This is a genomic window from Nostoc sp. PCC 9305 (assembly GCF_963920915.1).
In the GTDB taxonomy this organism is placed as follows: Bacteria; Cyanobacteriota; Cyanobacteriia; order Cyanobacteriales; family Nostocaceae; genus Nostoc.
Genome location: NZ_CAWUDN010000055.1, coordinates 41,022 through 52,875, shown reverse-complemented (window position 1 = coordinate 52,875; position 11,854 = coordinate 41,022). Strand labels below are relative to the sequence as shown.

Annotated in this window: 13 protein-coding genes; 7 read left to right on the top strand and 6 right to left on the bottom strand. The window is 40.6% G+C overall.

Annotation, left to right across the window (positions count from 1 at the left end; all coding sequences use genetic code 11):
* Positions 1–478: 478 nt before the first annotated feature.
* Positions 479–745 carry a toxin HicA gene (locus ACM0OX_RS20530; RefSeq protein ID WP_099103576.1) on the top strand — a complete coding sequence of 89 codons (267 nt, stop codon included), beginning with the start codon at positions 479–481 and terminating at the stop codon, positions 743–745.
* Positions 729–941 carry a type II toxin-antitoxin system HicB family antitoxin gene (locus ACM0OX_RS20525; RefSeq protein WP_099103575.1) on the top strand — a complete coding sequence of 71 codons (213 nt, stop codon included), beginning with the start codon at positions 729–731 and terminating at the stop codon, positions 939–941. Before ACM0OX_RS20530 ends, ACM0OX_RS20525 begins: the two co-directional genes overlap by 17 nt.
* A 650-nt stretch (positions 942–1,591) precedes the next feature.
* Here the strand turns inward: ACM0OX_RS20525 and ACM0OX_RS20520 are convergent.
* Positions 1,592–2,653 carry an L-histidine N(alpha)-methyltransferase gene (locus ACM0OX_RS20520; RefSeq protein WP_414516851.1) on the bottom strand — a complete coding sequence of 354 codons (1,062 nt, stop codon included), beginning with the start codon at positions 2,651–2,653 and terminating at the stop codon, positions 1,592–1,594.
* A gap of 214 nt (positions 2,654–2,867) precedes the next feature.
* Between ACM0OX_RS20520 and ACM0OX_RS20515 the strand changes: the two genes are divergently transcribed.
* From ACM0OX_RS20515 to ACM0OX_RS20500, 4 genes are all read left to right on the top strand, one after another.
* Positions 2,868–4,646, top strand: coding sequence for an ABC transporter ATP-binding protein (locus ACM0OX_RS20515; protein WP_414516850.1), 1,779 nt, complete (start codon positions 2,868–2,870; stop codon positions 4,644–4,646).
* The gene (locus ACM0OX_RS20510) at positions 4,643–6,445 is read left to right on the top strand and encodes an ABC transporter ATP-binding protein (RefSeq protein ID WP_414516849.1); all 1,803 of its coding nucleotides are present in this window, start codon (positions 4,643–4,645) and stop codon (positions 6,443–6,445) included. The genes ACM0OX_RS20515 and ACM0OX_RS20510 overlap by 4 nt, the downstream gene beginning before the upstream one ends.
* Before the next feature lie 295 nt (positions 6,446–6,740).
* Positions 6,741–6,995: a TIGR03643 family protein gene (locus ACM0OX_RS20505; protein WP_094351153.1), complete on the top strand. Its 255-nt coding sequence runs from the start codon at positions 6,741–6,743 to the stop codon at positions 6,993–6,995.
* A gap of 166 nt (positions 6,996–7,161) precedes the next feature.
* On the top strand, positions 7,162–7,695 hold the full coding sequence (locus ACM0OX_RS20500; RefSeq protein ID WP_414516848.1) for a dihydrofolate reductase family protein: 534 nt from the start codon (positions 7,162–7,164) through the stop codon (positions 7,693–7,695).
* A gap of 60 nt (positions 7,696–7,755) precedes the next feature.
* Here ACM0OX_RS20500 and trxA read toward each other — a convergent pair whose 3' ends face one another.
* Together trxA and ACM0OX_RS20490 are read right to left on the bottom strand one after the other, a co-directional pair.
* Entirely contained in the window at positions 7,756–8,094 is a 339-nt protein-coding gene (gene trxA / locus ACM0OX_RS20495; RefSeq protein ID WP_094351155.1) for a thioredoxin, read from the bottom strand.
* Between the two features lie 228 nt (positions 8,095–8,322).
* Positions 8,323–8,634: a hypothetical protein gene (locus tag ACM0OX_RS20490; RefSeq protein ID WP_334839666.1), complete on the bottom strand. Its 312-nt coding sequence runs from the start codon at positions 8,632–8,634 to the stop codon at positions 8,323–8,325.
* A 207-nt stretch (positions 8,635–8,841) separates the two neighbouring features.
* Here ACM0OX_RS20490 and ACM0OX_RS20485 point away from each other — a divergent pair, with 207 nt between their 5' ends.
* Positions 8,842–9,057, top strand: coding sequence for a hypothetical protein (locus ACM0OX_RS20485; protein ID WP_334898543.1), 216 nt, complete (start codon positions 8,842–8,844; stop codon positions 9,055–9,057).
* 170 nt (positions 9,058–9,227) lie between these two features.
* On the opposite strand, the gene ACM0OX_RS20480 is transcribed toward ACM0OX_RS20485, so the two are convergent.
* The 3 genes from ACM0OX_RS20480 to aroB form a co-directional block, all read right to left on the bottom strand.
* Positions 9,228–9,548: a hypothetical protein gene (locus tag ACM0OX_RS20480; RefSeq protein WP_414516847.1), complete on the bottom strand. Its 321-nt coding sequence runs from the start codon at positions 9,546–9,548 to the stop codon at positions 9,228–9,230.
* A gap of 252 nt (positions 9,549–9,800) precedes the next feature.
* Entirely contained in the window at positions 9,801–10,466 is a 666-nt protein-coding gene (locus ACM0OX_RS20475; protein WP_414516846.1) for a Uma2 family endonuclease, read from the bottom strand.
* A 78-nt stretch (positions 10,467–10,544) separates the two neighbouring features.
* A complete protein-coding gene (gene aroB, locus ACM0OX_RS20470; protein WP_414516845.1) occupies positions 10,545–11,687 on the bottom strand; it encodes a 3-dehydroquinate synthase in 1,143 nt (380 codons plus the stop codon).
* Between the last annotated feature and the right edge of the window lie 167 nt (positions 11,688–11,854).

Genomic DNA, 11,854 nt, shown 5'->3' with positions numbered 1-11,854 from the left:
GATTTTGGTTTTATACAAAGATGTGTGTACACCGTAGCCGCTCTTCGGGAGGGGATTAAGGGGAGCCAGCGCGGTCTTGGGGGTTTCCCCCATGAGCGACTGGCGTGTGGGGTGCAATGACTGTGGTTAGCATAACTAATTATGCGGACATGATATAACCCCAGTAACAAGGGTAAATAAGCATCATTAGTGAAGATAAATGATACACTCCACTAGAGGCGAAACTGGTGTCACAAAATTAAACTCACTGCAAAATATCGGTTCAAAGAAAGCATCTGTAACATCCAAATAATTAGTATTTTTTTAAATCAAGTAAATTAGTAGGGCAGTATCCAAGCCTAAAGTTGGTCCTGATAACTGGAATAGTCATTGTCATCAGGGATGCTCTAACTCAGGAGCAAAATTATAGATTTGCTTTTGGATACCCTGATTTTAAATAAATATGAGACTATAGAATCATTAAAGCAGTCAGAAAAACGTGAGTCAGCAAGACAAACTCTTAGACAAAATTCTCTCTGGGACTTCTGATACAGATATCCCTTTCGCCCAACTGTGGCAACTTTTATATACACTAGGCTTTGAAGAACGGATTCGTGGCGATCATCGTATTTTTGTCAAAGCCGATGTTGAGGAAATATTGAACCTACAACATAAAAGAGGAAAAGCCAAAAGCTATCAAATTAAACAAGTTCGGGCAGTGATTCTCAAATATAAGCTAGGAAGTAAAAATGATGTTTCGGTATGAAATTATTCTCTACTGGAGTGAATTAGATCGAGCCTTTATTGCTGAAGTTCCAGAGTTATCAGGCTGTGCTGCTGACGGTGATACTTATCAAGAAGCCCTGCATAATGTAGAATTAGTTGTGCAGGAATGGATAGAAACTGCTAAAGATTTGGGGCGTCCAGTTCCTGAGCCTAGACCGCGTTTGATGTACATTTAATTGATATACAAACCAAGTTAAACTGATTTTTTAGCATCATCAGAAATATTTAATACCATATTTAGATACGGATCGGAAAAATTTTCGCTAAAATACCTAAAAAATTCTACTGGCTACCATTATAGTATCTAAGTTATAGCAATTCTCATTTGAATGGGTACACAGTATTGCCTATTATTCTCAACTTAAGCTCAAACGCTTGTACCACAAATCGAATTACTCCCCTTAATCCCTCCTTATAAAGGCTACGGTATACACACAAGTCTCAAATAGTTGAAAAATCCAAGGTTTTACCCCACCCTAAGCCTCCCCGATATATTGGCTACGGTGTACACACAAGTGTTAGTGCAGTGTATCTATCACGCCTCGGAATAAATTCCGAGTCTCATAGCGAAAGTCATCTAAAAGATGACTAAACAAGAAATTTAGTTCAGTCCACTTGAGTGGACTTTAGCTATCAGCCCGGAACTTTAGTTCTGGGCGTGATATTTTCTCAGTGTGGGACTTTCACTTGAACAGAAATATTGGGTGGGTAGGATTTTTAGAGATGTGTGTACACCGTAGCCAATATATCGGGGAGGGTTAGGGTAGGGTAAAATAATATTTGATACATTAATCATAACTTTTCAAACATCCTCTAAGTGAAGAACTTAGTTAGTAGCAACCTTACAAATCACCATAATATGTGATTTGTATTTATTAGTAGTATAGTGAATAAGTTGTAGTCCAGAACGTTCTAGTTCTTGCAACAGTTTAGGTATTTCATACTTGTGATGTCGCCAAATAGTAATCTCTTCACCTTTAGAGATTTCAATCTTTTTATCTATACCCATCCGACTAAAATTTATAGTGTAATCATGACGTAGTTTCAGATTAGCAACGATACTATCTGTTTTTAAATCGTACTTTCTCACTAGTTCACAATCTTCGGATTGAATCCCAATCTTCTTTTTAACCCATCCATATACTTCTTCTACATGATACTTGCAGCCACCTCTAACTACTCCATCCCATGTTGAGTTAGAGCCAGTTTCGTTAGTAAATACTAAAAGATCATTTTTTCCCATACTATCTCTAAAGTTTTTCAACACATCATCTCTATTTTGATGATTTCCAATGGTAACTCCTAAGTGTAAAAATATTTTTGCTGTGTCGTCAATTTCAAGACTAGCTTGATTTTGGAATAAAATTTGGGGTACATAACTACTTTCTATGTCAATTGTGGAACTGATAAACTCGACGAGTGGAAACCATTTTATAAAATTGCTTTTGGATACATTAAGCAACTCTTCACTAATGTCTAAAGCAATATATTTATTAACCTTTCCTAATTTGTTTAGTCTGCAAATAAACTTTTTAACTGGATAGGAATTACCTGCGCCAACGTCTATAATATTTACTCTTTCACCAGTTTTTATATTACCATTTAGGTATTGAAAGTTATCTTTTAAAAGGTCGATTTCTACATTTGCTCTTCCATACCATCTAGGAATAGCATATTTCAGATAAAAATCGTTCCAAATTTTTGCACCTCTTCCTTTATAAGAATACTTTAGAGGAATTTCTCGTCTGACTTCTAATGCATGAATTATCCCTAAAACTTCTTCTTCAGAAAAAAGAGAGTAGAACTCAGAACTTGGCTTTGCTGTGCGACTGATAGCAGATGAAATATCTAAGGGAAGTTGGGAATTGCTATGAAAATTTTGAGCCATTATTCTTGTTCTTTGGTTTTCTTCGGTCTTGAAATTGATTAGCCGCAATGCTTGCTAGAAATGTATTCTCCCATGCCACTGTCCCAAAACCTGGAATCTTCATCACAAAGAACAGGCCTGTTTTCTATATCACATTCCCCACTCTCAAAGAATAAATTGGTTTTTTACAATCAAAATACGAGATAATTTTCCAATGATACAGGGATGAATTGCAGTGGTTCAGCAACCAGAACTCCAGGAAACTTCGTCGATAAAGGCAACCCAGCGTGTGCTTAAGAGTTTAAGTACTTACCGATGGACTTCGCTTGGAGCATTGGTCAGCCTGTTGCTGTTGACGATCGCCAACGCTGTCACTCCACAACTATTTCGGTGGGGAATTGATGAGGGGATCGCGCCAAAAAATCTCCAAATTGTGCTATACAGCGCTGCCTGGATGGTAGTCGCAGCGATCGCTCGCGGGGTATTTAATTTTGGACAAAGCTATCTAGCAGAAGCAGCGTCTCAGGGTGTTGCTTATGACCTGCGAAACAAAATTTTCAGCAAGATTCAAAATCTCAGTTTCAGCTTTCATGACCAGGCGCAGACTTCCCAACTACTAACCCGTGTCACCAGCGACATTGAGCAGATTCGTACCTTTGTTGGCACTAGCTTAATTCAAGTCGTTGGTTCACTTGTGACATTGGTGAGTATTTCGGTAGTTTTGCTGGTGATGAACTGGCAACTAGCATTGATTACGCTAACGGCAGTGCCCATAGCTGCATGGTTGATGGCACAATTCGTTACTCGGAATGACAAAATTTTTCGGCAAGTACAAGAGCAACTAAGCGATCTCAATGCTGTATTGCAAGAGAATTTGCTAGGAATACGGGTGGTGAAAGCGTTTGTGCGGGAGTCAACCGAAAGGTCGCGTTACACGACTCTAAATGATGGTCTAGTCAGAGCAAACATGAAGACCATTAGCGCCATCCGCAATACCTTCCCATTCATTTTTTTGGTGAGTAATTTGGTAACACTGGCAGTTTTCGCCTATGGGGGAGCGCAGGTGATTGGGCGCAGATTTTCCATTGGCGAACTGGTGGCGTTTAACTCCTATCTAGCGTTGATACTCCAACCGATTTTGTTAATTGGATTTGCTGCACCTGCGATCGCTCAAGCAGCAGCTTCCGCCGAACGTGTCTATGAAGTTGTGGATGCAGAGGTGGAAATTCACGATTGCCCTGGTGCTGTCCCCTTTGACACCTGCGGTGGTAGAATTACCTTTGAAAATGTTTGCTTTCGCTATCCTGGAGCGACAACCGAAACTCTGAAAGAAGTATCCTTTGAAACCAAGCCTAACGAGCTAATCGCCGTTTTAGGAATGACTGGTTCGGGAAAAAGCACAATCATGAACCTGATTCCCCGCTTTTACGATGTTACCAAGGGAGCAGTTCGCATTGACGGACGAGATATAAAAAGTTTCACACTCAAAAGCCTCAGATCGCATATTGGTATTGTCTTTCAGGAAACCACCCTCTTCTCAGGCACAATCCGCGAAAATATTGCCTACGCCAAACCTGATGCCACCTTAGAGCAGGTAATTGAAGTTGCAAAAACCGCCCAAATGCATGATTTTATTAGCGGTCTACCCGATGCCTACGAGACGATTGTGGGTGAACGAGGCGTGGGCTTATCTGGTGGACAAAAGCAGCGAATTGCGATCGCTCGTACCTTGTTAACTGATTACAGCATTCTGATTTTGGATGATAGTACCTCGGCTGTAGATGCCAAAACTGCTGCCCAAATTCAAGCCGAACTAGATGGCTTAATGCGCCAAAAAGCTTGTACAACCTTTGTAGTAGCTCAACGTATTAGCACCGTTAAAAATGCCGATCGCATTTTTCTCATGGATAAAGGACGATTGGTAGCACAAGGCACTCACGAGGAATTGATGCAAACCAGCCCACTCTACGGTGTGATTTTGGAATCTCAGGTAAAGCCGAAGGAGAAAAAATGAGAGGCACTATTCCCGTTGTTGCATCCGAGGAAAACGCAAGTCAGAAACTTTCCACCCTGCGGCGCTTTTTACAATATGTGCTACTTTATCGCAAAGAAATTCCCATCGCCCTGACATTAGTATTAATTGGTGCCATAACTCAGGCAGTTGGGCCATTCTTTCTCGGTTGGTCGATCGATCATCTGATTGCACAAGGGGATTTACAAGGACTGCTGGTATTGTTAGGGCTACTAGGGTTGAACTATGGACTTGGTGTCTTAGCAATCCGGGGTCAAATTATTCGAGTCGGCTGGATTATGCAGCGATTGTTGGCTCAACTGAGGCAAGATATTTTCATTAAAATCCAAAGTCTGCCACTCAGCTTTTTCGATCGCAGCGAAGCAGGCGATTTAATGAGTCGATTGCTGAATGATGTCAACACCGTAAATCAAGCATTTGGACTGACGATCGCTCAAATGCTGGGCAACACTTTCAGTTTGGTGGGCATCGTAATTGCCATGCTCTCAATCAACCTGCAACTTGGTTTGTTGAGCAATCTAGTTGTGCCACTGATGATTTTTACCACAAGCTTGTTTGCACGTTGGGCAAGAGCCAGATTTCGCGTCACCCGACAAACCATTGGGGAACTTTCCGCCAAGTTAGAAGAAGATATTGGCAGCGTGCGAGAAGCACAAGCATTCAATCGCGTACAGATGAATATCGCAGAATTCGACGTTCTTAACGCCGCCAATAGAGATGCGAACGTTGAAGCTGTGGCAATTACTTCAGCTTTTTTACCCTCCATCGATTTTCTCAACACATTAGCAACGGCTGGCGTACTAGCTTATGGCGGTTATCTAGCGGTAACAGGGGCTGCAACAGTGGGTGTGGTGACATCCTTTTTACTTTATGTCCAGCAGTTCTTCCGCCCGATCCAAATTCTCAGCCAGTTTTATACCCAAGCTCAATCTGCCTTCGCCGGATTAGAGCGAATATTTTTATTATTAGATGAACCGTCAGAACTCAAAGATGCACCCGATGCCACAGAAATGCCGCCTATTCAGGGTGAGGTGGCATTTGAGAATGTCAAATTTGGCTACAACCCAGATCAACTGGTTCTCAAAGGAGTGAACTTGCACGCCTATCCAGGGCAGATGGTTGCATTAGTCGGGCAAACCGGTTCGGGAAAAAGTACAATTATTAACTTGATTTTGCGCTTCTATGATGTATCAAGCGGTGCAGTGAAAATTGATAATATTGATGTGCGTAGCGTGACTCAAGCAAGTCTGCGCCGTCAAATTGGCATCGTCCTGCAAGATAATATTTTGTTCACCGGTACTGTTGCCGAAAATATAGCTTTTGGCGCTCCTTACACCACTCAAGCTGATATCGAAGCGGCTGCACAACTGGCAAATGTGCATGAGTTCATTACCTCACTACCACAGGGTTATACAACTCAATTAGGCGAACGGGGAGCGCCTCTGAGCCAAGGACAGCGACAACTAATCAGTATTGCTCGTGCGGTATTAATTAATCCCCGAATTCTGATTCTCGATGAAGCCACCAGCAGCATCGATACCCGCACAGAAGCGCTAGTACAAAGTGCGATCGCTCGTTTGCTCCAAGGTCGTACCAGTTTCGTAATTGCCCACCGCCTCAGTACAGTTACGCAGGCAGATCGGGTTTTAGTTATTCAGCAAGGACAAATTGTAGAACAGGGTACTCACGCCGAACTCGTTAATCAGCAAGGTGTTTACGCCAATCTTTATGCTCTCCAACTGGGTGCAGCAGACACAATGGTTCTTCAAAACGAAAAGTAAAATATATTTAAATAGGACTTACGCACAGGTAACGGAAAATCGAACCACAGAGGCACAGAGAACACGGAGGAATAAGAGTTTGAGAGGTATTTTGCGTAAGTCCTGTTAAAGAAGGATACAGAATTCTGAATTCTGAATTCTGAATTAATTAGTGCTGGGTTTGAATCCCCCACTAAATTTAAGATTTAGCGAATTTATTAAACCCACTTATCACTCGCTAATAATATAGAATTCATTCTGAATTCTGACTCCTGACTCCTGACTCCTGAATTATTTTTTTATTTTCCAGTAAAAAATGAAGCTACCTAACCTCGATTCACAAACCATCGATCGCATCATTGAAATGGCATGGGAAGATAGAACATCTTTTGATGCCATTGAGGCTCAGTTTGGGCTACTGGAGAAACAGGTAATCGCCCTAATGAGGCGCGAAATGAAAGAATCTAGTTTCAAGATGTGGCGAGAACGAGTCACCAAACGCAATACAAAGCATTTATCTCAGCGAGAATTTATTGCAGGTCGATTTAAATCGCATAATCAAAAAACGTAAGTAATTGGGTAAGCTTAGGCATAGCCCGTCGTAGACATCGCTCTTTTGTGATATAAACCATCAAGGGCTAAAATGCTGTAGAAAAAATAAGGCTGCGATCGCGCTTCGCGTTGCCACAGGCATCGCTTGCACTCATTGAGTGAAAACTACCAAATTTACAAACACAATGACGAAAGTTACACTCTACATTGCAGCTAGTTTGGATGGCTACATTGCTCGCAGCGATGGCGGAATTGAGTGGCTATCAATCCTTGATGCAGAAGGTGAAGACTACGGTTACACTGCTTTTTACGAATCGATTGATGCGATCGTCTTAGGTAGCAAGACGTATGAAGTAGGGCTGGGTTTTGATCGATGGCCTTACCCAGAAAAAAAATCCTTCGTATTCACCCAACGTCATCTCCAATCCGATCGTGAGGACGTTGTGTTTGTTTCTGACCCAGTAAAACAGGCGTTAGCTAATATAGAGGCTCAAGGTTTAAAAAATATTTGGCTAGTTGGTGGCGGAAAATTAATCAATTCGTTTCTTCAGCACAGCTTGATTGATGAATATATCATTTCAACGATTCCAACTATCTTAGGTGGCGGTATATATCTTTTCCCACCACCTACCCCTGAAGAAAAATTGGAGCTTATTACCTCAAAACAATATCCAAGTGGTTTACTTCAAACGCATTATAGGCGAAAAAGAAATATTTAAAATAATTCGTAATTCTTAATGATGCTATCTACGAATTACGAATTACGAATTACGAATTATCTAAAGAAGCTTCTGAACAGCATTGCTAAAGTCTTCGTAAGGAGAAACTCCCACAATGGTTTCTGCTAAAATACCATCTTTGAAAATTAAAACTGCTGGAATACTGCGAAGACCGTATTTTTTGAAAATGGGCTTATTGCTGTCAACGTCTACCTTAACGACTTTAGCACGACCTTTGTATTCTTCGGCAAGTTGATCCATTAACGGACTGACTAAGCGACAGGGGCCACACCAAGTAGCAGTAAAATCAACAACTACAACTTTCTCTTCACTTCCGTTTAAAACAACATCAAACTCACTTTCTTCAACGTAAGTAACTATGTCAGTATCAGTAGACATTTTTTAATTCCTTAGTGTCAAACTAAAATTTCAGCAAAAAGCTAACTATACAAACTATACTCCCTTCTGAGTGCCAGATTCATTAGTTACCTATCATTCATTGGGAAACTACCGCACTTGATTTTTGCTTACTAGGGTATATTTAATAACTTAATAATCTTTGTACTTAGGGTGCGATCGCATCCTAGCAACCTAGTCTAAAACCCATGCCTTTAAGGCATAGAAGCGTCAATAATCATCCTGTCGCTCAAACAGTTCTAACAACCCAATTGTGCCAACAAAAAAAGTATAAGTAGCATATTTTATTGGTATTTTTTGTCTTGAAGGTGCATAAAAAGCTGCTATAATACTCTCGATAAAATGGCTCATCATCGCAAAACGCTCAATCCAAAAAATTGGATTAAGGCTGCTTGGTACATTAGTATTAGTAATTGCTGCATAAATATTCCATGATTCTAATCCAATCGCACTTGTTATCAGCACTGTAGATATAATTTTTACGAAGGTATAAATCTTTCTCTTGATAAACTTTAAGTCCATACTGTTCACAAAAATAATGTTTATAGCGTTCCCTAATAATACAAGGTACATCATAGTCCCCTCCACGAAACCAGCAAAGAGGTAATTGGGTGTGGGGTTCTTTTAACTCACCAAGAACAGCTATATTTAAAAAATGACAAAAGTGTGGAATAATACATAGGTGAAAAATTTCATTGCACTCCATACATTGATAATAAAAATAAACTTATGATTGCTCAACATTACAACTCAACTCATCTTGACAATAATTTGCTTAAACAAATCAAAATTAAAGAAAATCAGCTAAAAATTGCACAAGAATCCGACATGATCCATGTAGCAGAAGAATTACAGAGTCAATTATTAAAGCTACAGTCTCAATTATCAGAGCCGCAAGATCAAGACGTTGAAATTCAAGCGTTGATGGGTTTACTAGACGATTAAAATTGTAAATTTGTGTTGCAAAGTTTATTAAAAACACCAAACCTCTGTAAACCAAAAGTAGAGCATAGCGATTCTGATGCCTGGGACTTTAGTTTATGTACTATATCTCAATAAATTAAAATTAGAATAAGTAGCAATCTAAGGAGTCATAAAAGGATGATGATTCTTACTTAGATAAGACCTTGGGGTTTTTGCTGGGGATTCGGTTTTTTGATCTGCGGTACTGAATCAATCTTGAGAACAGGTTTAATTAGGCGCTGTTGTCCTTGCCTAAGAATTTGAATTTCTCTTTCAATTGAATATTTTCCTTGCCTAAAAAAGTCTTGAGAATTATATGGAACCAAGTCACGGGATAAATGTTGAGCTTGTCGTGGCGTCAAACTAGGAACAGCTTGTTGAGCATTGGCAGAAGTCTGTATAGCTAGCAAAAAAGCTGTTGAAAGCAGCAAGGGTTTTATTTTTATACATTCGGTGAATATTAGGTTTAACATAATTGATGCATCTGTTGCGTGAATCTTGCTTCAAACCATCTTGTATTGGTCTGACTATAAGCAAAGTACACTTCTTGGGTTACTAATTACCTCCTACAAATGGATGAATTAATTAGCTAAACTCTTATTACAGTGCGCGTCAATCTAGCTACCATCTCAATTAACTAGCCAAGTTGCTCAAGCAACTTGTTAAAACTAGGCAAACTTGCACCACTTAAAATTTTGATGAATTTTGAGAGTAAGAAAATTGTACTATTGAGCATCTAATGGTATTTTCGCCTTTTGAAACACCTGCTCAACAGTAAATTGCAGTCCCTCAAACAAAGAATCTGTGAGTAGTTCTTCTCCCATATAAGTTTGTGGTGCTGCATCTGGATAAAAAACAGTAATGCTTCTGGCTTTACTATCTAATACCCACACCCGCAGCACCTTAGCATCCAAATAGTCTTTGGCTTTAGCCGCCATTTGTCCAAAGGTTTGCCCTGGTGAGAGAGTCGCAGTCTTGGCGGTTTCCGTCGATTGCGATAGCGTAGCGTTAGCGAGTCTTCGAGCGTCACTCTCGAACCCGAAGGGCGAAATAATCTCAATCACCAAATCAGGAGGAACAGGACAAGCTTCATTTTCATCCCAGTTAGCGGGTAAACGCTCATAAGAAATGTGTAAAATATCTGGAATTGGCATCCAATCTCGTCCCCGACGAGTTAATGCAACAGCCCATTCCGGGCAAACTTCTCCTTTTCCCTCACACGATTTTTCAATCAAATTGAGAAGAACGTGGGTAAGTTTCGCGTGAAAAAATTTGGGTGACATTTTAGGAATTGCTTGACCATCAACAAGTTCGTAGGTGATATCTCCCTCGCCTGGTGGAAGATTCAAGAACTCTTGCAAAGTTAATTGATTTTTGGCTTGGAGTATCATGGCTCATTAATTGGTAATTGAAGGACAGAGCAACTAACTTTTATTCTGACTCCTAAATTCTGACTCCTGAATTCTTCTTCAAATTGTTCGCATTCCTCGCAAAACTTGCCGAATAATATCCGATGGCACTTCATCGGTAATTGTTACTACACCAATCTCTGTTGGTAAAACAAACCGTACTTTCCCCGCTTTGACTTTCTTATCTAACTGCAACGCCTCAATAATTGCTTCAATATCTACCCCATCTGGTAACTGAGTAGGTAAACCCGCTTTTTGAATTAAAGCATTTTGACGTTCTGTGTCTTCCTTTTGCCACAGTCCTAAATCCACAGCAATTTGACCGGCTGCTACCATACCAATAGCCACCGCTTCACCATGATTTACTAGACGATAACCAGTCAAACTTTCCACTGTATGACCGATGGTGTGTCCATAGTTGAGAATTGCCCGTAATCCACCTTCTTTCTCATCTTTGCTAACAACATCAGCCTTAGCTTGGCAAGAGCGCGTTAATATATTTGTTATTAAGTCAGGTTTTACATAGCGGAGTTGATCGAGGCGTTTACTTGCTTCCAACTGAGCAAACAATTCGGCATCCCAAATCACACCGTACTTAATAACTTCTGCCATCCCTGCCCGAAACTCGCGCATAGGTAGAGTTTTTAACACATCTGGGTCAATCAAAACCAAACGCGGTTGATGGAATGCCCCAATTAAGTTTTTACCGTGGGGATGATTCACACCAGTTTTGCCACCAATTGCCGAATCTACCATCGCCAACAAAGAGGTAGGCACTTGGACAACATTAATACCGCGCAGCCAAGTTGCGGCTGCAAAGCCAGTCATATCGCCAATTACACCTCCGCCCAAAGCCACCATCGTCGAAGAACGTTCTAGGCGGTTTTCCAAGGCTACATCGTAGAGTTTTTGAATGGAATTGAGGGTTTTGTAGCGTTCACCAGGTGGTAGAGTGCAGCTAGCAACTTCAAACCCAGCAGATTTTAGGGATGTTATTACTCTTTCGCCAAAATGCTTAAAAATCGTCGGATTAGAAACTAGCAATACCTTCTTGCCTAGATTAAGACTGGCCATCTGTTGACCCAGTTGATCTAAACTCGAAGGTGCGTTAGCGTAGCTCGACGTTCGTGTAGCGTCTCGAAGAGAAGTTATCGCAATCTCATAAGACTGCTCTGGTAAATTTACATTAATTACAGAAGTCATTGCCCATCCCCAAACAAGCGCTCGTGGGCTGTATTGTATCGCAATCTAGGAAATAGGAAGTAGGGAATCTGACTCAGGACTCAGCACGGGTTAAACCTTAGCTATCCGCTAACGGGACTGTTTTGCCCTATGCTCAATACCCAACAACTAATGATTCAATAGATTTA